The following is a 21,396-nucleotide window of genomic DNA, read 5'->3' on the forward strand; positions in this document are numbered from 1 at the left end:
CCACGTTAGCGACCCGCCCGGGCACGGGGTAGGCCTTGCGTCAGGTGGTGAATGGATGCCGGTTGTTCCGCGCGAGTTCACCGCGGCGGTTCGGGGAGTGAGGGGTGCCGCTCCTCGGGCGCGTGGTGACGGGGGATGAACAGGGCGATCACGAGCGCCGCGACGGCCCCGCCTCCGCCGAGCAGATACGCCCACCGGAAGGCCTCGGCGGTGGGCACCTGGACCCCGTCCTGCGCCACCGACATCGACGCGAGCACCGCGCCGATGACCGCGGCCGCCGTGCTCGTGCCGAGCGACCGGAACAGCGCGTTGAGCCCGTTCGAGGCACCCGTCTCGCTCTGCGGAACGGACCGCATGATGAGCATCGGCATCGACGCGAAGCCGAATCCGATGCCCACGCCGATCAGCAGGTTCGCCACGAGCAGATGCCAGACCTCGCTCGAGAACAGCAGGGTGAAGCCGTACGCGGCGATCAGCGCCGATGCGCCCAGGAGGAACAGCGCCTTCGGGCCTATCGTCAGCGACAGCCGGCCCGAGACCGGGGAGAGGAGCATCATGACCAGGCCCGACGGCGCGATGATCAGGCTCGCGGCCAGCAGCGAGAGCCCGAAGCCGGCCGGCGGCGGCAGCTCGAGGATCTGCGGGTACGCGACGTTCGAGGTGAACAGCGCGAAGCCCATCGCCACCGATGCGAGGTTCGTGAGCAGCACGGGCCGGCGCGCGGCGACGCGCAGGTCGAGCAGGGGCGCCTCGATGCGCAGCTCGTACCAGCCCCACGCCAGCAGGACGATCGCGCCGCCGATCCCGCACGCGAGCACCACGGGCGAGGTCCAGCCCCATTCGTTCCCGCGTGAGACGGCGAGCAGGATGCCGGTGAGTCCGACCGCCAGCCCGGCGGCGCCGAGGTAGTCGAAGCGTCCGGCGGTGCGCAGCACGCTCACCGGAACGATCAACAGCACGAGGGCGAACACGATCGCGCCGAGGCCGGCCGACACCCAGAAGAGGGCGTGCCAGTCGCTGTATTCGGTGATCAGCGCGCTCAGCGGCATCCCCAGTGCGCCGCCGACGCCCATCGTCGCGCTGATGAGGGCGATGGCCGAGCCCACGCGATCCTGGTGCAGCACGTCGCGCAGGATCGAGATGCCCAGTGGCACCACACCGGTCACCGCGCCCTGCAGGGTCCGGCCGATGACGACGCCGACGATGCCCGGCGAGACGGCCGCAATCAGCGAGCCGAGCACGAGCGTGGCCAGCAGCACGAGCACGATACGCCGCTTGCCGTACATGTCGCCGAGCCGCCCGGCGATCGGGGTCATCACGGCCGCGGCGAGGAGCGTCGCGGTCACGACCCAGGCGGTGTCTTCGCGGCTCGCATTCAGCAGTTCGGGCAGCTTCGCCTGGATCGGCACGACGAGCGTGAACATGAACGAGGACGACAAGCCTGCGAGGGCGAGGACGGCGATGATGGCGCCCTGCGAGGGCATCCGGGTCAGGGAGCTGCGCGCATCACCCGATCCTCGACCCATCGCCCCAGGTTATCGGCGCGGGAGTACGGTGAGATCCATGACCGACGCATCCGAGACGCCGGAGGGCATCGAGATCCGCTCGCTGACCACGGTCGAGGCGATCTTCGAGGGCAGCCGCGTGCTGGCTCAGGTGTGGGGCGGTGACGATTCCGGCATGCCGCCGAACCTGCTGCGCGCCCTGGCGTACTCGGGCAATTACGTCGTCGGCCTGTACGACGGCGACCGGATGATCGGTGCCTCGGCGGCGTTCTTCGCCCCGCCCGCCGAGCGGTCGATGCACTCGCACATCACCGGCATCCTGCCCGAGTACCAGGCTCGGGGCCTCGGCCGCGTGCTCAAGCAGCACCAGCGCGAGTGGGCGTTCGCGCGCGAGGTCGGGCACATCACGTGGACGTTCGATCCGCTCGTCGCCCGCAATGCGCATTTCAACCTGCTCGTGCTCGGCACGCGTGTCACGGACTACCTCGTCGACCACTACGGTCCGATGACCGACGGCGTCAACCGCGGCGATCAGTCCGACCGGCTGCTGGTCTCGTGGGCGCTCGCCGCACCGCGCACGGGCAATCCGCCCGACCTCGAGGTGGTGGCATCCGTCCCCCTTCCGCGTGACATCGAACGACTGCGCATCGAAGAGCCGGCAGAGGCCGAGCGCTGGCGCGTCCAGGTGCGCGGCCAGTTCCGCGAGCTGTTCGGCCGTGGGCTCACCGTCGGCGGATACCGCGACCAGGCGGGGTACCTGTTCGTCTGGCCGTGATCCCTCGGGAGGCTCGCTCGGGTACCTTGGCTCCCTTCAAACTCGAACTGACCCGGAAGGTCGGCATGACCTATCGGTTCGGTACTGAGCCGGGGTGAGGTGGCACGGTCCGCCTCGCCGGTGATGCGTGCGCGAAGTTCGCAGAACCGCGCGAAGTTCGCAGGAGAACCGGCGAAATCGTGCGACGTTCGTCGCATTCTGCGGACTTCGTCACCGGGGCGGCGCGTAGCCTGGCCGGGTGATCCCTGCTGACTGGACCCCGCACCGCCGCGACGACGGCGAACTCGTGGGCTGGATCCGCCCCGACGGCGATGGCTGGGCCGCGATCGATCTGCTCGGCCGGGTCAGGGTCGAAGCCGGCGACTGGCTCGACGCCGAAGCGGCGCTGGAGGCGCGCGGCATCGGCTATCTCGCCGAGGTGTGGATGCTGGAGGGCGAGGGCCCGGCACCCCTGCGCGTGCGGATGGTCGAGGTGACGCCGGACCGCATCGTCGTGAAAGTCGACGATTACGGCGATGTGTCTCGGGCGACGCCCCGGTTCGAGCTGCCCTGGCCGCTGCCCGATCGGCTGCGACCGGTCCGTCCGGGAGATCCGGACGGGTTCACCGTCGCGGGCTGACCGGTGGCCGGTGGCACACTCTGTGGCGGCGACCGGCTGGGGGCGACATCCGCGTCGACGAGGTATACGGCGAGTCGTTCACGGCGCACTCCGTTCTGAAGCCGGACTGCGGTCAGCGGTCACACCGAGCTTCCCGCGTCGATGCGGGGGTGCCCGCAGCGCGTGCTGACGTATCAGCGCGCTCGCCACTCGCTCGTGTTGTGTGAGGGGTTCGACCGGCTGGGGGCGGCGTCGCACGCCGCGGAGGGGGTGGATGCCATGCGCAACTGGGTGAGCGCGATCGCACGACGGGTGCATCCGCATGCCCGCCACACGCGCCGCTCCACCTTCAGACCCGTGCGTGACGAGGTCCTTCGGATGCGCGGGTCGGCGCGCGTGTGCTGACGCGGTGAGCCGGCCTCGTGCAGGCGGTCACCGTCCGCGTACCCTGTGGTCATGTCGACCCCACGCTCCGTCTCCCCGGTGTCCCTCGAGGGGTTCGAGCTGCGCGTGCTGCAGATCCCTCTCGTCTCGCCGTTCACGACGTCCTTCGGTACGCAGACCGTGCGCGAGGTCATCGTCGTACGCGCCCGCACGGCCGACGGCGAGGGGTGGGGCGAGATCGTCACGCAGCAGGAGCCGACCTACTCGAGCGAGTACACCCAGGGCGCATGGGATGTCGCCGGGCGGTTCCTGGTTCCTGCGCTGCTGGATGCCGGCAGGCTGGCTCCGCAGGATGTCGCGCGCGTCCTCGATCCCTTCATCGGGCACCGGATGGTGAAGGCCGGTCTCGAGCTGGCGGTGCTCGACGCCGCACTGCGCGCCGAGAGCCGGTCGCTCGGCGAGTACCTGGGGGCCGTGCACGACCGGATCCCCAGCGGCGTCAGCGTCGGCATCCAGCGCGACCCGGCCACGCTCGTCGACACCGTCGCCGGGTACCTCGACGAGGGGTACGTGCGCATCAAGATCAAGATCAAACCCGGCCGCGACATCGCCGACACCGCCGCCGTGCGCGACGCCTTCGGCACGATACCGCTGCAGGTCGACGCCAACTCGGCCTACACGCTCGCCGACGCCGACACACTCGCCGAGCTCGACCGATTCGAACTGCTGCTGATCGAGCAGCCCCTGCAGGAAGACGACATCGTCGACCACGCGACGCTCGCGAAGCGGCTCACGACGCCCATCTGCCTGGACGAATCGATCGTCTCCGCCAAGGCGGCGGGCGATGCGCTCGCGCTCGGCGCGGCATCCGTCATCAACATCAAGGCGGGGCGCGTCGGTGGATATCTCGAGGCCGTCCGCATCCATGATCTGTGTGTGGATGCCGGGGTCGCGGTCTGGTGCGGCGGCATGCTCGAGACCGGTATCGGCCGCGCCGCGAACGCCGCCCTCGCCGCACTGCCCGGGTTCACGCTGCCTGGGGACGTCTCGGCCTCTGACCGGTTCTACACCCGCGACATCGTCACCGAGCCGATCGTGCTCGACGACGGCCACGTGCGCGTGCCGACCGGACCGGGCCTGGGCGTCGAGATCGACGCCGCCGCCCTCGACGAGTTCACGGTCGACCGGGTCGAGCTGATCCGCTGAGCAGGTTCAGCTCAGGCTGAGGCCCTCGCCGGGGGTCTCGGGGGCACGACCGGCTTCGGCCACCGGACCAGCCGCCTCGGCCGGTGCCGCCGCCGCCCGCTGGGCAGCGCGGCGCGTGATCGGCGTCGAGCCGTCGTCGCGCTGCATGCCCCGCGCGACGCCGCGACCGACGGCCTGGCCCTGGATGATCTGCCGCAGGTCGATGCCGGTGACCGCTTCGACGGTGTCGAAGGTGGCGCGCATGCCCGATGCCGCCTCCGTGGCGATGTGCTGCGAGGCGCCCTCGCCGCTGAGCACGGTGATCGAGCCGACCTTGTCGAAGCCGCGGGCGAACTCGGTCATCATCGGCACGAGCGACTCGAGCGCGCGCTGCGCCAGCAGGGCCTCCTGGTTGCGCGACAGGGCCTCGGCCTCGGCCTCGATGGCCTGGGCGCGGGCCTCACCGGCCAGGCGCACGGCATCGGCGTCGGCCTGTGCCCGCAGCCGGGTGGCCTCCGCCTCCTGCGCGGCGATCTCGGCGCGGGCTTCGGCGGCCTTGACCTCGCCGTACGCGTCGGCGTCGGCGGCGCGCTGCCGCTGGTACAGGTCGGCGTCGGCGACCTTCTTGATCTCGGCGTCGAGCTGGGCCTGCTTGTTCTCGGCCTGCTGCAGGAGGACGGCCTGCTCCCGCTCGGCGCGGGCCAGGGCCTCGGCCTGCTCGGCCTCGGCGCGGGCGCGCCCGACCTCGGCCGACGCGGCCGCGGTGTTCTTGTCGTACGCGGTCTGCTCGATGAGGTTCGCCTCGTCGGTCGCGATCTGGCGGGCACGCACCTCGCGGGCGGCGTTGATCCGCGCGACCTCCGCCTCGCGGCGCACGCGCTCGACCTCGGTCGCACCGAGGGCCTCGATGTACCCGTTCTGGTCGGTGATGCCCTGGATCTGGAACGAGTCGAGGATCAGGCCCTGCGACAGCAGATCGCCCTTGATGCCCTCGGCGATCTGGTCGCTCAACTTCTGCCGGTCCTTCATGAGCTGCTCGACGGTCAGCGTCGCGACCACACCGCGCAGGGCGCCCTCGAGCTGCTCGGTCGTGAACTGCTCGATCGCGCCGTCCTGCGACAGGAAGCGCTCGGCGGCCCGGCGGACGAACTCGGGATCCGAGCCGATCTTGACCAGGGCCACGCCGCTGACGTTGACCGTCACGCCGGTGGATGCCTGCGCGGTCGGCTCCATCTTGATCTGTCGCGCCCGCAGCGAGATCATCTCGGCACGCTGGGTGAGGGGGTTCACCAGGGCGCCGCCGCCGGTGATGATCGAGATGCGGGACGACCCGCCGCCCGCGTTCCTCTGGTTCCGGCCCACGATCACCAGCGCCTGGTCGGCCTTGGCGACCTTGTACCAGGCACGGACCATGATCAACAGGACGATCAGCAGCACCACCGCTGCGATCACGCTGATGACGACCACGACCAGGGTTCCTCCGGCGGCGAGTATGTCCACGACGACCTGCTTTCTCTGCGTTGTCTTCAGACTATCTATGCGCCAGGGTGGAGTTATGACCACGCCTCCGCCGCCCGGAACCCCGCCGCAGCCGCCCTACGGCGGCCCCGCGGCCGCCCCCCAGCCGATGAGCCCCGCCGACGAGAAGCTGTGGGCGACCCTCGTTCACGTCGGAGGTATCTTCCTCACCATCCTGGCCTCACTGATCGGCTACCTCGTGCTGAAGGACCGCGGCCCGTTCGTGCGTGCGCACACGGCGACTGCGCTCAACTTCCAGATCACGATGCTGATCGTCGAGATCGTCGGCTGGGCGACGAGCTGGCTGCTCATCGGGTTCGTGCTGATCGGGGCCGCCTACGTCCTGCGACTGGTCTTCTCGATCATCGCCGCCGTCAAGGCGAACCAGGGCGAGTTCTACACGTATCCGCTCGCCATCAAGTTCGTCAGCTGATCCGAGGGTGGATGCCGGGGCCTGAAGCCCCGGCGTACTGACTACCGCCGTCGCCGTCGGCTGCCCGGCCGCGCACGCCCGTGTGACCGGCGCAGATAGACTTGTGGATGCCGTGATCTCCGGCATCCGCGTATCTCGCGCTCCCCGCACACGACCATTTGGAGCCACCTGTGGCCGAGCAGTCCCGCCTCGACAAAGTCATCGCCCTCGCCCGTCACCGGGGGTTCGTGTTCCAGGCCGGTGAGATCTACGGCGGATCCCGGTCCGCATGGGACTACGGCCCCCTCGGCACCGAGCTGAAGGAGAACATCCGCCGGCAGTGGTGGCAGACCTTCGTCCGCGGCCGCGGCGACATGGTGGGCCTGGACTCTTCGGTGATCCTGCCCAAGCGGGTGTGGGAGGCCTCGGGCCACATCGCGACGTTCACCGACCCGCTCGTGGAGTGCCTGCAGTGCCACAAGCGCTTCCGGGCCGACAACCTCATCGAGGACTTCGAAGCGCGCAAGGGCCGCACGGCCGAGAACGGTCTGGCCGACGTGCCCTGCCCGAACTGCGGCACGAAGGGCAAGTACACCGAGCCGAAGGCGTTCTCGGGTCTGATCAAGACCTACCTCGGCGTCGTCGACGACGAGAGCGGCCTGAACTACCTGCGGCCCGAGACCGCGCAGGGCATCTTCGTGAACTTCACGAATGTGCTCACCGCGTCGCGGAAGAAGCCGCCGTTCGGCATCGGCCAGGTGGGCAAGGCGTTCCGCAACGAGATCACGCCCGGCAACTTCATCTTCCGCACCCGCGAGTTCGAGCAGATGGAGATCGAGTTCTTCACTCCGCCCGCCGACGCGCAGGAGTGGTTCGACCACTGGGTCGCCGCATGCTGGGACTGGTTCATCGACCTGGGCATCGACCCGGAGAACATGCGGCAGTTCGACGTGCCCGAGGACGAGCGTGCGCACTATTCGGCCGGCACCATCGACTTCGAGTACCGCTTCGGCTTCCCCGGCAAGGAGTGGGGCGAGCTCATGGGCGTGGCCAACCGCACCGACTTCGACCTGTCCAGCCACATCGAGGCGTCCGGGCAGTCGCTCACCTACTTCGACCAGGCCTCGGGTGAGAAGTACGTTCCCTATGTCATCGAGCCCTCGTTCGGTCTGACCCGCTCGATGATGGCGTTCCTCGTCGACGCGTACGTCGAGGAGGAGGTGCCGAACGCGAAGGGCGGCACCGACACCCGCACGGTGCTCAAGCTCGACCCGCGCCTGGCTCCCGTCAAGGTCGCGGTGCTGCCGCTGTCGCGCAACGAGCGCCTGTCGCCACTCGCGCGCCAGGTCGCCGAGGACCTGCGCGGCCAGGGCTGGAACATCGACTTCGACGATGCCGGCGCGATCGGCCGCCGCTACCGCCGGCAGGACGAGGTCGGCACGCCGCTGTGCGTCACCGTCGACTTCGACTCACTCGACGACCACGCCGTCACCGTCCGCGATCGCGACACCATGGCGCAGGAGCGCGTGTCGCTCGAGGGTCTGCGGCAGTACCTCGCCGAGCGCCTGCGCGGCGCCTGACACGCGGCGCCGACCTGTGCTGTGATCACACCGGCGCGCCTGTTTCCGGCATCCGCTCCGCTTATTTCGGGCGCGGATGCCGGGAACTGGCGCGGCGCGTGAGCAGGCCCGCCGGGATGTGGCGCGGATGCCGGGAACTGGCGCGGCGCGTGAGCAGGCCCGCCCGGAACCGGGCTTCGGCGAGACGCGACGCGGGCGCCGCAAGGTGGCGCCGTCAGCCGGTCACGGTGATCTCGGCGTACTCGTCACCGCCGGTGTCGGCCCAGGCGAGCAGGTCGGTGAGGATGCCGCGCAGCACCGTCTTGTCGACCTTCTCGAGGTCCTTGATGTAGAGACACGAGACGCTGCTCGTGTGCGGCCCCAGTGCGGCCAGCGCGTCGCGGTGACGGTCGGCGCTGTCGAGGTAGACGGTCGACGCTGCCTTGCGCGGCGCGAATCCGAGAACCGGCATGTCGCCCTCGGTCCCGGTCGGGTAGCGGTAGTGGCAGCTGCCGAAGCCGATGATGGTGCCCCACAACTCGGGCTCGCGACCCGACACTTCGCGCAGCAGGGCGACGAGGGCCTCGGCGTCTCGGCGACGCGTGGCAGGTGTGACCCCGGCGATGAATGCGGCGACGCTGCCGCCGGTCTTCTGCATGTGCTCAGCCCTTCTTCGCGGCGGCCTTCATGGCGCGCTTGTGCTCGCGGACCTGAGACAGCGACTCCGGCGAGACGATGTCGGCGACCGAGCGGAACGAGCCCTCCTCGCCGTAGGGGGCGGATGCCGCACGCCAGCCCTCGCCGGTGTATCCGTACTGCTTGCCGAGCAGCGCGAGGAAGATCTTGGCCTTCTGCTCGCCGAACCCGGGCAGGGCCTTCAGACGCTTCAGCACGGTCGGGCCATCGGGGTCGCCGTCGGTCCACAGGGCGGCCGCGTCGCCGTGCCAGTCATCGACGAGCGCCTGGCACAGCGCCTGCACCCGCGCGGCCATGGAGCCCGGGAACCGGTGCACCGCGGGGGTCTGCCGGAACACCTCCACGAACGCGTCGGGGTCATAGCCGGCCAGCGCCGCGGCATCCAGTTCTCCCGCACGTTCGCTGATCTTCAGCGGACCCGAGAATGCCGTCTCCATCGCGATCTGCTGGTCCAGCAGCATCCCGATCAGCAGCGCGAGCGGGTCTTCGCTCAGCAGCGCGTCGGCGGCGGTGTCCCCGGTGATGTGAAGGCTCATGACCCCATGTTCTCATCACGACCGCACGACGGGGTCCCCGGCCGGGTGGGAGGATGGATGCCATGCCCGAAAGCACGGCCGCCGATCTGATCGCCCACGCCCGCGAGACCCACGTCGCCGTCATCGGGAGTGGAATCGCGGGGTTGGTGGCCGCGCTCGAGTGCGCGAAGGTCGGCATCGCCGTAACGGTCTTCGAGGCCGCGCCGCACCCCGGCGGTGCATTGGCCGGTGCAGATGTCGACGGGCTCCGTCTCGACCTCGCCGCTGACGGGTTCGCTCCCGGCGACCCCGCACTCACCGCGCTGCTCGACGAACTCGGACTGGGCGCCGAGATCGTCACGGCCCCGTCCGGCGTGACCTGGATCAGCGGTCTGCCCGGCGGCGCCGCCCCGCTGCCGGCCGACAGCCTGCTGGGGATCCCGGCCAATCCGTGGGCCGACGACGTGCGGCGGTTCATCGGGTGGCGCGGGGCATGGCGCGCGTACCTCGACCGGCTCCGCCCCCCGCTGACCATCGGCCACGAGCAGCGACTCGGAAAGCTCGTGCGCGGACGCATGGGCGACCGCGTCGCCGACCGCATGGTCGCCCCCCTCGCGCGTGGGATGTTCGGGCTCGACCCCGACCAGCTCGATGTCGATGAGCTCGTGCCGGGCTTGAACACCGCGTTGACGCGGGTCGGCTCCCTGTCCGGCGCCGTGACGCAGCACCTGCCCGAGCGCCCCGAGCGCGCCACCCTCGCCGGCGGCATGGCACGACTGGTCGATGCGCTGGTCACCCGCATCGCCGAACTCGACGGTGAGGTGCGCGTCGGCGTGCCGATCACCGGACTCGCCCGGACGGGCAAGGGCTGGCAGCTGCGCTCGTCGGAGGCGGAAGAGCCCGTGACGGTGGATGCCGTGATCGTGGCGACCGGGGAGGCCGAGGCCCGTCGCCTGCTGGGTTCGGCCCTGCCGACCCTGGCCGAAGCATCCCGCCCCGTGTCGCTCGTCGACATCGTCACCCTCGTCGTGACCGCCCCCGCCCTCGACAAGCATCCCCGCGGCGTCGCGGTGTACCCGGTTCCCGGCACCTCCACCGCCCTCGCGGTGAACCACCTGACCGCGGCATGGCCGGCACTCGCCGACGCCGCCGGTGCGGGTCGCCATGTCGTTCGCGTGACGCTCCCCACAGAGGAGACTGTCGCACCGGAGCTGCCTGTGGGCGCGGAGCAGGCAATGCTCGCAGCGGTGGCGTCGCCCGGGACGAAGGCGCTGCCTGCGGGCAACGCAGCCGAGACGGCCGCGGCGGAATCGGCGCTCGTCGCCGAAGCGCTCGGTGCCGCTTCGTCGATGCTGGACGTCGACCTGGGGCCGGGTCACCTGAGCGCGGCGCGATGGCTGCGGACGGAGTGGGCGCCCCCGGCATCCACCCTCGGGCACGCGGCGAAGACGGCTGCGGTGCGCTCATCCGTCCACGCGGTCGACGTGCTCGCGGTCGTGGGCGCGTGGGCAGCGGGCAGCGACCTCGATGACGTGGTGGCGGACGCACGCGCGGAGGCGGAGCGTATCCGCCAGCACGTCCTGTGGGGTCGGCCCTAGCACACTCCGCTCTCCGCGTCACCCTTCAGCCGGAAGGATGCCGGAATCGGCATACGGCGTTACCCTTGACACACCAGCACCACCCACCGACTGTGAGGAGACCCCATGAGGGGCAAGATCGGTATCGTCGTCGGCTTCGCCGCGGGCTACGTGCTCGGGTCGAGGGCAGGACGCGAGCGCTACGAGCAGATCAAGACCGGAGTCGAGAAGCTCTGGAACACAGATCCGGTCCAGAAACAGGTCGGCAAGGTCAAGGATTTCGGCGCCTCGGCGGCGATGGCGTTGCCCAGCGCTCTGTGGGACGGTGCGCTGAAGATCGGCAAGGCCACCACGAAGTCGGGGAGCCCGGGCCAGAAGCTCGATGCGGCCCTGCGCGCCGGCAAGGACTCCGCCGAAGACGTCGCGCGCGGAGCCGAGACGACGGCGGACGAAGTGAAGAAGGCGGCGGAGAAGGCCGCCGACGAGGCGAAGAAGGCGGCGGACAGCTGACATGAGCACGCCCCGCGGCTTCCGCGATCGCTCCGACGACGGACTGCTCACCCTGCTGGGTGAGGTCCCCGAGCTGGTTCGCAACCTGGTCACCGCCGAGGTGGACTCGGCGAAGAAGTGGGCCAAGAGCGCCGGCAAGGACGCCGGGATGGGCGGCGCCTGGTTCCTCGTGGCGCTGTTCTTCCTGTTCTGGTCGATTCCGGCGCTGGGGGCGTTCACCATCATCGGACTCGCGTCATGGATGCCGGCGTGGCTGGCCGCGCTGATCGTCTTCATCGTGGCGCTGCTGATCGCGGTGGTGTTCGCGCTGCTGGGGGTCCTGCGCTTCCGGCGCCTGACGCGCGCTCAGAATCCGGCTCAGGCGGTCGCCGCCGATGCCCGCATCGTGAAGGACGTTGTTGATGAGTACTGACACGCCCCTGCCCCGCACTGCCGTGCCGCTGGGGATCACCGATCCCGTCGAGAAGGCCCGCGCCGAGTTGAAGGCGGCGCTGGCGGCGATCGAAGAGAAATCGAACGTCCCCAAGCGGGTCTCGCTTGCCTCGGAGCGTGGCGTGGAGACCGCGCGCCGCTTCGCGCGGCGCAGTCCGATCGCCGCGGCCGCCGCCGCAGTGGGCGCTGCCGCGGTCGTGGGCGCCGCCGTGTGGGGACTCGTGCGCCTCTACACCCGCTGATCCGGCACGCCTCTCAGCGCGTGAGCCGTCGGGGCTCGCGACTCGCGACTCGCGCGATCCATAGGCCGGATACACCGCATGGTCGTGTTCGTGTGCTAGCGGGGTATGCTCGTGGGAAGGCAGTGGCGATGATGCGGATGCTGCCGACGAAGCGAACCCGATTCGGCGTGCTTTGCACCCACGCCGGCAAAGCCTCGTCGGTCGCTCGACACGGGCGTCCGGCGTGGCACCACGAGAATGAGATGAACACACAGCCCCTGGCCGCCACAGCCGTCAAGCCCCTGCGGGGCTGGCGTGTCCTTGTGCCGCGCGGCGGCCCGTGGGGCGACACCGTCGCCGCCGGCCTGCGATCGCAGGGCGCCGTCCCGGTCATCGCCCCGCTCATCAACTTCGCGCCGTCCAACGACCAGGCCACACTCGAGCAGTCACTCGCCGACCTGGCAGCGGGTGCGTTCGACTGGATCACCCTGACCAGCGCCACGACCGTGGACGTGCTCTACGCGTATCGCGCGAAGATCCCGGCATCCACTCGGGTGGCCGCCGTCGGCGAGACCACGGCCACCGCCCTCACGGCCGTCGGCTACCGGGTCGACCTCGTTCCCGACGAAGACAACTCCGCCGCCGGCATGGCCGCCCAGATGATCGCGCTCGAGACCAGCCCCCGGCGCATTCTGACTCTGCGCAGCGAGACTGCCAAGCCCGTGCTCACCCGCCGGCTCTCCGAGGCCGGCCACGATGTGCGCAGCGTGGTCGCCTACCGCACCGTGGGTGTTCCGGCCACCGAGCGCATCGCGCACGACGTGCATTCCGGGAGGATCAACGCGATCCTCGTCACCAGTGGGTCGGTCGCCGAGCAGGTGCGCGAGCAGTTTCCCGAGATTCCCGATGAGACGGTCATCGCCGCCATCGGCCCGCGTACCGCGAAGGACGCCCGCAAGGCGCACCTGCGCGTCAACGTCGTCGCCCCCGAGCTGACCGTCGAGAGCCTCATCACGGCGGTGTCGAGGTTTCCGCTGCCGCACGCGCACGACGAATTCGCCCCCCGCACCGGCGAACTGCCGTTGCAGCGCGGCGAACGCTGATCCTCCGGATCCGTGATTGTTGCGGGTCTGTGAGCAACGCGCGCCGCTGACGCTGGCAGACTGAGGGAATGGTCACGCTGCTGCTCGACTCGACGCAGCTCGAAGTCGTGCTCTCGCCTATCGAGCGACTGCTCTCGTTCCGAAAGTCCTCGGTGCGCATCGAACGCACCCACCTGCGCAAGGTGCAGCTCACCGACGACGCGTGGACCTGGCTGCGCGGAGTGCCGAGCCCGGGAACCCACGTGCGCCCGGTCATGGCTCTGGGCACCTGGAAGTCCGCCGGCGGCGATGACTTCGTGGTGGTGCGCGGTCGCAGGCCCGCCGCCGTCATCGACCTCGACGGCGAGGCCGAGTTCCAGCGCCTGGTGGTCACCACCCGCCACGGGCTCGCGCTCGTGCAGGCGCTGCGACTCGAGACCGATTCATCGCCGACCGACGTGATCGACATCGTCACCGGCGCGATCCCCACTCCATCGGGACGCGGCGCGCGTGCACCGAGGCCCGCGACGGTCTGACCCGTGTCGGCGCCGGCGGGCTCGGCGCGCCTTTCGGCGGCTCAGCTGACGTCGCGGCGCCAGCTGAGCAGGTGTCCCAGCACGAGCAGCACGACCGCGTAGCCGAGCAGCACGAGCCCGCCGCCCCACCACGGCAGCCCGTCGCCGTCGCCGGTCATCAGGGTCGTGTAGATGCTCGCCCCGACCAGGGCGTCGGAGGCGGCGCCAGGCAGATACGAGAGCACACCCGACAGTCCGTCCACCAGTGTGGAGATGGTGCGGACGATGGGCTCGATGAACTGGGTGAACACGATCACTCCGACCACCGCGGCGACCTGATTGCGCACGAGCGCACCGACGCCGATGCCGATCAGCACCCACAGCACGTACGCGATCACGATGCGTCCGAGCATCGCCCAGGTGCCCGAGTCGCCCAGCGCAGTGTCGACGCCGAAGGCGGCCAGGATGCCGGCGCCGGGCCCGACCGTCGCGATCAGCGCGACGACGCCGTACAGCACTCCGACGGCGACACCGGCGAGGGCTTTGCCCGACAAGGCGACTCCGCGTCGGGGTGTGGCCAGGAATGTGGGGGTGAGCGTCTGATGACGGAACTCGCCGGTGACCAGCAGGGTGCCGATGAGCAGGGGGAACACGTAGCCGACGGCCGTGGCGAGGCTATAGATCAGGGGCGGAACCGCTTCGGCGGACATCGCCGGGACGCCGCCCACATCGGCGCCGATCGCTCCGCTGGCGGTACCGCCGAATGCTGCGGCGAGGCCGCCGGCAGTGGAGCCGACGTAGACGACGAGCACGATCGCCAGGATCCACCACATCGAGGTGGTGAACTGCTTGGTCAGCTCGGAGCGGGTGGCGTTCGCGAGGCTCATCGCTGATCCTCACTCTCGTCGGTCGCGGGTTCGTCGGTGGTGGCACGTCCCTCGGGGATGGATGCCGCGGCACCCGCGTCGGCGTCGGCTGCGGCCTCCGCGGCGGCGTGCGCGTCGAACCGGGAGAAGAACTCGTCGGCTTCGACGTCGGAGTCCGTCTTCGTATGGTCGGCATCCCACGTAGCCGGGATGTCATCGGGCGATTCCTCGAGGGCCGCGGCGTTCTCGAGAACTTCCGGGTCATCGGGATTCGCAGCGGGGAGGGTCGCCGCATCTTCGGGAGTCCCCGGCGGCTCCGGGGCGGACGCCGGAACCTCGGAGGGTGCCGGCACCTCGGCTGCGGGGGCCACCGGGGCCATCCCGGCGGCGGACGAGTGCACGCGGGTGCCGTTGACGAGGTCCAGGAAGACCTCCTCAAGCGCGGGTCCCCGACGCTGCAGCGTCGACAGCGCGATCCCGGCGGCAGCGGCAGTCGCACCGACGTCGGCCGGGTCCGAGCCCGGAACCGACAGGCCCGACCGCAGCACCTCGAACTCGATGCCGCGCGCGGACAGTGCCGCCCGCAGAGCGTCACGGTCGGGGGCGTCCACGACGGTCGAGTACTCATCGGGCTCGGTCAGTGCGTACAGCGGGCCCTGAAAGACGAGACGTCCGCGGCTGATGATCATCAGCGCATCGGCCTGCTGCTGGATCTCGGCGAGCATGTGCGACGACACGAGCACCGTGCGGCCCTGTGCGGCCAGTTCGCGGAGGAATCCGCGGATCCACTTGATGCCCTCGGGATCGAGGCCATTCGACGGCTCGTCGAGCACCAGCACCCCGGGGTCGCCCAGCAGAGTGCCGGCAAGGCCCAGCCGCTGCCGCATTCCGAGCGAGTACCCGCCTACCTTGCGGCCGGCCACGTCGGCGAGCCCGACGAGCCCGAGCACCTCGTCGACACGGCGCGGGGCGATGCCCGCCGCCTGCGCGTACACCGTGAGGTGATTGGCGGCCGTGCGGCCCGGGTGGAAGCTCGAAGCCTCCAGCGCCGCACCGACGGTCTGCAGCGGGTGGTCGAGATCGCGATACCGCTTGCCGCCGATCGTCGCCGTCCCGGACGTGGCACCGACGAGTCCGAGCAGGATGCGCAGTGATGTGGTCTTGCCCGCCCCGTTCGGCCCGAGGAAGCCGGTCACCACTCCCGGCTCCACCCGCGCGGTCAGACCGTCGACCGCCATCACAGGCCCGAACCGCTTGGTCACGCCGGCGAATTCGAGCACATGTCCTACTGGCATGGCGGGCCTCTCGTTGTGGGAGTCGTCCGTACCTATCCTGGCGGAACCGGCGGCCACGGACCAAGACTGCGGGGTGCGTCGCGTTCACCCGAGGGAGCGCCCGCACCGGCTCGGGTAACGTTTCGGAGGTGAACGATCCGCAGCCCGATGCCTCTGTCTCCGTCCGTGCCGACGGCCATGTGGGCCATCTGACCCTCAACCGGCCGCGCGCCATCAACGCGCTCGACCTCGGCATGATCGAGCGACTCGCCGCGGCCCTGGACGAGTGGGAGCGCGACACCGACATCGAGATCGTCCTGCTCGACGGCGCGGGCGACCGCGGCCTGTGCGCCGGCGGCGACGTCCGCGGGCTCTACGACCAGATCGTCGCCGGCCACCCCGACGACACCGGCGCGTTCTTCCGCGCCGAGTACGCGCTCAACGCCCGCATCGCCGAGTACCCGAAGCCGATCGTCGTGCTCGCCGACGGCATCACGATGGGCGGCGGCATCGGCCTGGCCGGTCATGCCGCCGTCCGCATCGTGACGGAACGCTCGAAGCTCGCGATGCCCGAGACCCGCATCGGCTTCACCCCCGACGTCGGCGGCACGTGGCTGCTCGGCCGCGCCCCGGGCCGGATCGGCGAGTACCTGGGGCTCACGGGTCAGTCGATGGATGCCGCGGATGCGATCTACGCGGGCTTCGCGGATCATCTGGTGCCCAGCGGCAGCCTCGCCGACCTGCATGATGCACTGGTCACGCGCGCCGATCCCGAGACCCCCACCGAGCTCGTCCTCCTGTTCGACGAGACCGCCGGGCCGTCGCGCCTGGAGGCTGCCCGCCCCTGGATCGACGACGCCTTCGCCGCCGACACCGTCGCGGAGATCATCGAACGACTGCGGGCGCGGCCCGAGCCGGATGCTGCGGCCACGGCATCCATCCTCGAAGAGCTCTCGCCGACGGGTCTCGCCGTCACCCTCGCCGCCGTCCGCCGGGCGCGCGACCTGCCGGACCTGCGCGCCGCGCTCGGCCAGGAGTATGGGCTCGTGCTCTGGTTCGCCACGTCACAGCCCGACCTCGTCGAGGGTATCCGCGCGCAGCTTGTCGACAAGGACCGGAGCCCGAAGTGGCAGCCCGCCGCGCTCGCCGATCTGCCGGATGACATCGGCGCGCAGGCGCTCGGGTACGTGCCGCCGACGCCGCTCTGGAGCTGAGGTGTTCGACTCCCCGCTGTCGGCCTCGGCGTACGAGGTGCTCGCGGTGGCGCCCGATGCCGACGACGACACCCTGCGCAAGGCGTACCGGCGGCGGCTGCGGCAGTCGCATCCCGACACCGGCGGAGACGCCGCCGTGTTCGTGCAGGTGCAGCGCGCGTGGGAGCTGGTCGGCACGCCCGATGCCCGCGCCGCGTACGACCGCGGGCACGGGTTCGGCGCGGCTGCCACCTCGTTCGCCCCGGATGCGCCTCTCTGGCGTCCGCCCGACCGCCCCGCCGACACCCGGCCCCGCGCGCGCTCCTTCGGCCATCCCGGCGGGTGGCGCCGCGAGCGGTACCTCACGCTGATCCGCGAGTGGGCGGGCCGCGGGGTGACGCTGGAGGACCCGTACGACCCGGCGCTCGTGCGCACGGCACCCCGCGAGGTCAAGCGGCTGCTGGCCGACGCGCTCGCCGAAGAGGCGACGGCGCGCATCGTCGGCGATCTCGGCATGGGCTACACGGTCTGGCACGACGTCGCCGCCGACCGGCACGATCCCGAGGTGAAGCTCGACCACATCGTGCTCGGCCCGAGCGGGCTCTACGCCGTGCGGTCTGATGACCTCGGCGGCCCGGTGCGCGTGCGCCGCGGCGAGCTGATCGGCGATTCTGTCGGCGGCGCGCCGATCGCCGAGCTCGTGCGGTCGGCGCGCGCGATCGCGCGGAGCGCCCGGGTGAAATTCAGCGGCGCGCTCATCGTGCTGCCCGACGACGACGTCCCCGCCGCGATCGACGAACTGGGCAAGGTGCGCGGGCTGCCCGTCGCGGTCGTCGCGCGTGGCGCCCTGGCCACCGTGCTGCGGCGCGGCGTCACCGGCGCTCGCGATATCGGTGGCAACGAGCTGTTCGACGTCCGCACCCGGTTGCAGCAGACGGTCCGCTTCGTCTGAGCCGCGGCACTCGCAGCACGCGTGCTACTTCAGGTGGCGCGTGGGTCGGGAATCCGGCATCCATTCCCGGCGTAGGCGCCAACTTTGCGTGTGCGCCCGCACTCAAGGTGGCGCGTGGGTCGGGAATCCGGCATCCATTCCCGGCGTAGGCGCCAACTTTGCGTGTGGATCCCGCCGTCGGCGCCACCTATGCGCGTGACTGGGCTCCATCGCGCGCCCGGTGGCCCACCGGGCGCCCAGAGCACCGCGCGCAATAGGGTGAACGCATGGACCCCGCCGCGTGGACATTCGTGATCCTGGGCCTCGCCATCGTCGCGTTCGTGAGCGGCCGGGTGCCGATGGCCGTCGTCGCGATCGGCGTCGCTCTCGCGCTGTGGGCCACCGGCGTGCTCACCCTGACCGAGGCGTTCGCGGGGTTCGGCGATCCGACGGTGCTGTTCATCGCCTCGCTGTTCGTGGTGAGTGAGGCTCTGGATGCCACGGGGGTCACCGCCTGGGTCGGCCTTCAGGTCGTGTCGCGCGCCGGCCGCGGTCGCGCCCGGCTGACCGTGGTCGTCGGGGTCATGGTCGCGCTGCTGTCCGCATTCATCAGCATCAACGGCGCCGTCGCGGCTCTGCTGCCGGTGGTCGTGGTCGTGGCGGTGCGGGCCGGGATCATCCCCGCCAAGCTGCTCATTCCGCTGGCCTTCGCCGCGAGCGCCGGATCCATGCTCACTCTCATCGGCACCCCGGTGAACATCGTCGTCTCCGATGCGGCGGTCGCGGCCGGAGGGCGGGCGTTCGGCTACTTCGAGTTCGCGCTCGTCGGCATTCCCCTCGTCGCGCTCACGGTGCTCGTGCTGGCGCTGTGGGGCGACCGCCTGCTGCCCGACCGAGTGCCCGACCGCTTCGCCGATGTCGCGCCCGACCCGCGGGAGCACGCCCAGAACCTGCGCAGCAGCTACGCCGTCGACCTCGACACGAACACTCTGTTCAGCGTCAGCGAGGGTGTGGCCGAGGTACTGGTCGCGCCGCGCTCACAGCTGATCGGACGCACCATCTACCCCGGTATGACCACTCGCGACGAGAACCTGGTGATCCTCGCGGCCCGGCGCGGCGAGGACGAGGGTCCGAACGCCTCGCGCGGCAACGCGACGCCCGGTGAGCTCACCCTGCAGGCCGGCGACGCCGTGCTCGTCCAGGGCCCGTGGGAGGCGCTCACTCGTTACACGGCGTCGCCGGACGTGATCGCGGTCACCGCCCCGCAGTCGCTGCAGCGTGCCGTTCCGCTCGGGCGCGGCGCGAAGCGGGCGATCGTCATCCTCGTGCTCATGGTGCTGCTGCTGGCGACCGGTCTCGTGCCGCCGGTCGTCGCCGGGCTGCTCGCCGCCGGAGCCCTCATCCTCACGCGCGTGCTGACGCTGCCGCAGACGTACCGGTCGATCTCATGGACCACCGTCATCCTGATCGCCGGCATGGTGCCGCTGTCGGCCGCGTTCATCTCGACCGGCGCGGCCGGCATCGTCGCGGACGCCGTGCTCTCGGTCATCGGCACCGCGTCGCCGCACCTCGCGCTGCTCGTGCTCGGCGTGATCACCATGGTGCTCGGACAGTTCATCTCCAACGTCGCCACCGTGCTCGTGGTCGCGCCCATCGCCGTGGCGATCTCGCGGGCGCTCGAGGTGAGCATCATGCCGTTCATGATGTCGCTGACCGTCGTCGGTGCCGCTGCCTTCCTCACGCCGATCGCGACGCCGGTGAACCTCATGGTCATGCAGCCCGGCGGCTACCGGTTCGGCGACTACTGGCGGCTCGGGCTGCCGCTCATGGCCGTCTACCTCGCCATCGGAGTGCTCTACGTGCCGCTGATCTGGCACTTCTGAAGAGTGGATGCCGGGGCGGCGTCTACGGGCTCCCGCGTCGAGCGGCTGGTCAACCGAGCAATTCGGGGTCGCTTGTGGTCGCCTCGCGGCGCGGGACCCCGCGACATGTGACCACGTTCCGTTCGCTTGAGATCGCATCGCAGGGTTCGGGGTCGCTTGTGGTCGTCTCGCGGCGCGGGACCCCGCGACATGTGACCACGTTCCGTTCGCTTGAGATCGCATCGCAGGGTTCGGGGTCGCTTGTGGTCGTCTCGCGGCGCGGGACCCCGACACATGTGACCTCGTTCGAAGCCGGGCCGTGCGCACCGGAGCCGCTCAGCCGGCGAGGCCGAACAGTTCCAGCGGGTGCGTGAGGCGCCACCAGGCATCGGGCGGCTCGATGTCGTCGGCCAGCGTCAGCTCGAGGACGTCGGAGTCGAGGGGTCCGGCGTAGGTGACCGATCCGGCCACGTCGCCGGCGGTGCGTGCGTCGTCGAGCGCGAAGGCGGCGTCGATCTGCGCGGTGGCGCCGTTCCACAGCACGATCGAGCCTGCGGCATCCGTCACCAGGTCGGCGCTTTCGCCCCACGCCGTCGACACGGTCCCGGCGACGGTGCCCGCCGGCAGCACAGCGGGTACGGAGACCTCGGCGGCGAGCGCATCGAGCAGTCGCTCGCTCTCGCTGTCGCGCAGCGCGTCGGTGGGCTGACCGAGCACCGCCGCGTACAGGCGCACGGTGGTCTCGTCGACGGTGACCTCTTTGGCCGACAGCAGGTTGTACCACTCCCACAGTCCGCCGGTCTTGACGCCCAGCACCGACGGGTCGTCGAGCAGGTCGTTGGTGTTCTCGACCTCGCCGGCGCCCGGAAGCTCGACCGCCTGGGTGCGCACGATCTCGGCCACCACGGGGTTTGCCAGGGCCAGGTCGGCCAGGGGGAGCAGCGCCGCCGGGTCGGCGGCATTGGCCTCGAGGATGCCGGTCGGCTCGACGACGGTGATCCCGTCGAGGCCGTGCTTGCTGAGCCACTCGCGCGCCGCGCCGGCGAACACCTCGTCGTTCGGCCACAGGTCGGACGCCAGCCGCTCGGCGTAGTTGCCGGCCGACCCGAGCAGGATGCCCTGCAGCAGCTGATACTGCGTGAGGGTGCCGTCGACGGGCACGTCGAGCGCCGATTCTCCGCGGGCGAGGAAGTTCCAGTACTCCACCCGGTCGTCGTAGGTGAAGTCGTAGTCGCGCCCCGGTTCGCCGGGTGCCAGCGGCAACTGCTCGAGGGCCATGAGCACGGTGACGACCTTGGTGATGCTCGCGATCGGAGAGACGTCGGCGGTGGATGCCACGGGCGAGCCGATCCCGTCGACTCCCGCGGCCGCGGACCCGTCCTCGGGCCAGGTGAGCGTCGAGACCGGGGCGGTCACCGGGGCGATCTCAGCGGTGGTGACCGTGGGGGCGACGGCCGTCAGCGGCCAGAGGAGCGTCGCGGCGGCGTAGCCTCCGGCCAGGGCGAGCACCGCGCCGATCGGGACGAGCACGGAGGGTCGCAGTGGTGAGCGGCGCGGGCGCCGCGCCAGCAGATCGGGGCCGCCGGGGGCAGGCGGCCGCAGCGGGCCGAGCGTGTCGACGTCGACCCATGTCAGCGCAGACGACGCTGCCGGCGACGTTCCGGCATCCACCGTCGCAATGCCGAGCGCGTCGAGGTCGTCGGCAGGCGGGGGAGTGGATGCCGCGGCCTCGCGGCGCGCACGCCGCGACAGAGGGGGCGCGTCTTCCAGGGTCACCCATACAAAC

The 21,396-nt window shown here is 70.8% G+C and carries 22 protein-coding genes; 14 read left to right on the forward strand and 8 right to left on the reverse strand.

The window, feature by feature from the left end; translation table 11 throughout:
* Positions 1–77: 77 nt before the first annotated feature.
* Positions 78–1,484 (reverse strand): MFS transporter, encoded by a 1,407-nt coding sequence (locus tag BKA10_RS14240; protein WP_183501224.1) that lies wholly within the window; start codon positions 1,482–1,484, stop codon positions 78–80.
* 79 nt (positions 1,485–1,563) lie between these two features.
* Here BKA10_RS14240 and BKA10_RS14245 point away from each other — a divergent pair, with 79 nt between their 5' ends.
* On the forward strand, positions 1,564–2,280 hold the full coding sequence (locus BKA10_RS14245; protein WP_183500574.1) for a GNAT family N-acetyltransferase: 717 nt from the start codon (positions 1,564–1,566) through the stop codon (positions 2,278–2,280).
* A 238-nt stretch (positions 2,281–2,518) separates the two neighbouring features.
* Entirely contained in the window at positions 2,519–2,899 is a 381-nt protein-coding gene (locus BKA10_RS14250; protein ID WP_372491457.1) for a hypothetical protein, read from the forward strand.
* Positions 2,900–3,072: 173 nt separating this feature from the next.
* Here the strand turns inward: BKA10_RS14250 and BKA10_RS14255 are convergent, their stop codons facing one another.
* The gene (locus BKA10_RS14255) at positions 3,073–3,336 is read right to left on the reverse strand and encodes a hypothetical protein (protein ID WP_183500575.1); all 264 of its coding nucleotides are present in this window, start codon (positions 3,334–3,336) and stop codon (positions 3,073–3,075) included.
* On the opposite strand from BKA10_RS14255, the gene menC reads away from it, so the two are divergent.
* The gene (gene menC, locus BKA10_RS14260; RefSeq protein ID WP_183500576.1) at positions 3,335–4,468 is read left to right on the forward strand and encodes an o-succinylbenzoate synthase; all 1,134 of its coding nucleotides are present in this window, start codon (positions 3,335–3,337) and stop codon (positions 4,466–4,468) included. The two genes, BKA10_RS14255 and menC, sit on opposite strands and share 2 nt — an antisense overlap.
* Positions 4,469–4,474: 6 nt before the next feature.
* On the opposite strand, the gene BKA10_RS14265 is transcribed toward menC, so the two are convergent.
* Entirely contained in the window at positions 4,475–5,947 is a 1,473-nt protein-coding gene (locus tag BKA10_RS14265; protein WP_372491458.1) for an SPFH domain-containing protein, read from the reverse strand.
* A gap of 55 nt (positions 5,948–6,002) precedes the next feature.
* Here BKA10_RS14265 and BKA10_RS14270 point away from each other — a divergent pair, with 55 nt between their 5' ends.
* Positions 6,003–6,398 carry a DUF4870 domain-containing protein gene (locus BKA10_RS14270; RefSeq protein ID WP_241740142.1) on the forward strand — a complete coding sequence of 132 codons (396 nt, stop codon included), beginning with the start codon at positions 6,003–6,005 and terminating at the stop codon, positions 6,396–6,398.
* Between the two features lie 170 nt (positions 6,399–6,568).
* Positions 6,569–7,957, forward strand: coding sequence for a glycine--tRNA ligase (locus BKA10_RS14275; RefSeq protein WP_183500577.1), 1,389 nt, complete (start codon positions 6,569–6,571; stop codon positions 7,955–7,957).
* 214 nt (positions 7,958–8,171) lie between these two features.
* Here the strand turns inward: BKA10_RS14275 and BKA10_RS14280 are convergent, their stop codons facing one another.
* Together BKA10_RS14280 and BKA10_RS14285 are read right to left on the reverse strand one after the other, a co-directional pair.
* Positions 8,172–8,594: a DUF1801 domain-containing protein gene (locus BKA10_RS14280; RefSeq protein WP_183500578.1), complete on the reverse strand. Its 423-nt coding sequence runs from the start codon at positions 8,592–8,594 to the stop codon at positions 8,172–8,174.
* Between the two features lie 4 nt (positions 8,595–8,598).
* Positions 8,599–9,168 carry an HhH-GPD-type base excision DNA repair protein gene (locus tag BKA10_RS14285; RefSeq protein ID WP_183500579.1) on the reverse strand — a complete coding sequence of 190 codons (570 nt, stop codon included), beginning with the start codon at positions 9,166–9,168 and terminating at the stop codon, positions 8,599–8,601.
* A gap of 62 nt (positions 9,169–9,230) precedes the next feature.
* Between BKA10_RS14285 and BKA10_RS14290 the strand changes: the two genes are divergently transcribed.
* From BKA10_RS14290 to BKA10_RS14315, 6 genes are all read left to right on the forward strand, one after another.
* Positions 9,231–10,745 (forward strand): protoporphyrinogen/coproporphyrinogen oxidase, encoded by a 1,515-nt coding sequence (locus BKA10_RS14290; protein WP_183500580.1) that lies wholly within the window; start codon positions 9,231–9,233, stop codon positions 10,743–10,745.
* A 105-nt stretch (positions 10,746–10,850) separates the two neighbouring features.
* Positions 10,851–11,234 carry a hypothetical protein gene (locus tag BKA10_RS14295; RefSeq protein WP_183500581.1) on the forward strand — a complete coding sequence of 128 codons (384 nt, stop codon included), beginning with the start codon at positions 10,851–10,853 and terminating at the stop codon, positions 11,232–11,234.
* A gap of 1 nt (position 11,235) precedes the next feature.
* Positions 11,236–11,646, forward strand: a complete 411-nt coding sequence (locus BKA10_RS14300; RefSeq protein ID WP_183500582.1) for a phage holin family protein — start codon at positions 11,236–11,238, stop codon at positions 11,644–11,646.
* Entirely contained in the window at positions 11,636–11,908 is a 273-nt protein-coding gene (locus tag BKA10_RS14305) for a hypothetical protein (protein ID WP_183500583.1), read from the forward strand. The genes BKA10_RS14300 and BKA10_RS14305 overlap by 11 nt, the downstream gene beginning before the upstream one ends.
* A gap of 242 nt (positions 11,909–12,150) precedes the next feature.
* A complete protein-coding gene (locus BKA10_RS14310) occupies positions 12,151–12,990 on the forward strand; it encodes a uroporphyrinogen-III synthase (RefSeq protein ID WP_183500584.1) in 840 nt (279 codons plus the stop codon).
* A 68-nt stretch (positions 12,991–13,058) separates the two neighbouring features.
* Positions 13,059–13,505 carry a hypothetical protein gene (locus BKA10_RS14315; protein ID WP_183500585.1) on the forward strand — a complete coding sequence of 149 codons (447 nt, stop codon included), beginning with the start codon at positions 13,059–13,061 and terminating at the stop codon, positions 13,503–13,505.
* 41 nt (positions 13,506–13,546) lie between these two features.
* Here the strand turns inward: BKA10_RS14315 and BKA10_RS14320 are convergent, their stop codons facing one another.
* Positions 13,547–14,371, reverse strand: a complete 825-nt coding sequence (locus tag BKA10_RS14320) for an ABC transporter permease subunit (RefSeq protein WP_183500586.1) — start codon at positions 14,369–14,371, stop codon at positions 13,547–13,549.
* On the reverse strand, positions 14,368–15,645 hold the full coding sequence (locus BKA10_RS14325; RefSeq protein WP_183500587.1) for an ATP-binding cassette domain-containing protein: 1,278 nt from the start codon (positions 15,643–15,645) through the stop codon (positions 14,368–14,370). The genes BKA10_RS14320 and BKA10_RS14325 overlap by 4 nt, the downstream gene beginning before the upstream one ends.
* 128 nt (positions 15,646–15,773) lie before the next feature.
* Between BKA10_RS14325 and BKA10_RS14330 the strand changes: the two genes are divergently transcribed.
* The 3 genes from BKA10_RS14330 to BKA10_RS14340 all read left to right on the forward strand — a co-directional run bounded on the left by BKA10_RS14330 (position 15,774) and on the right by BKA10_RS14340 (position 19,631).
* Positions 15,774–16,838, forward strand: a complete 1,065-nt coding sequence (locus BKA10_RS14330) for a 3-hydroxyisobutyryl-CoA hydrolase (protein WP_183500588.1) — start codon at positions 15,774–15,776, stop codon at positions 16,836–16,838.
* Between the two features lies 1 nt (position 16,839).
* Complete coding sequence (locus BKA10_RS14335) at positions 16,840–17,769, forward strand: DnaJ domain-containing protein (protein ID WP_183500589.1); 930 nt, start codon at positions 16,840–16,842, stop codon at positions 17,767–17,769.
* Between the two features lie 266 nt (positions 17,770–18,035).
* Entirely contained in the window at positions 18,036–19,631 is a 1,596-nt protein-coding gene (locus BKA10_RS14340) for an SLC13 family permease (RefSeq protein WP_183500590.1), read from the forward strand.
* A gap of 315 nt (positions 19,632–19,946) precedes the next feature.
* On the opposite strand, the gene BKA10_RS14345 is transcribed toward BKA10_RS14340, so the two are convergent.
* Positions 19,947–21,386: a D-alanyl-D-alanine carboxypeptidase family protein gene (locus BKA10_RS14345; protein ID WP_241740141.1), complete on the reverse strand. Its 1,440-nt coding sequence runs from the start codon at positions 21,384–21,386 to the stop codon at positions 19,947–19,949.
* Positions 21,387–21,396: the final 10 nt, after the last annotated feature.

This window comes from Microbacterium invictum (assembly GCF_014197265.1).
Taxonomy (GTDB): domain Bacteria; phylum Actinomycetota; class Actinomycetes; order Actinomycetales; family Microbacteriaceae; genus Microbacterium; species Microbacterium invictum.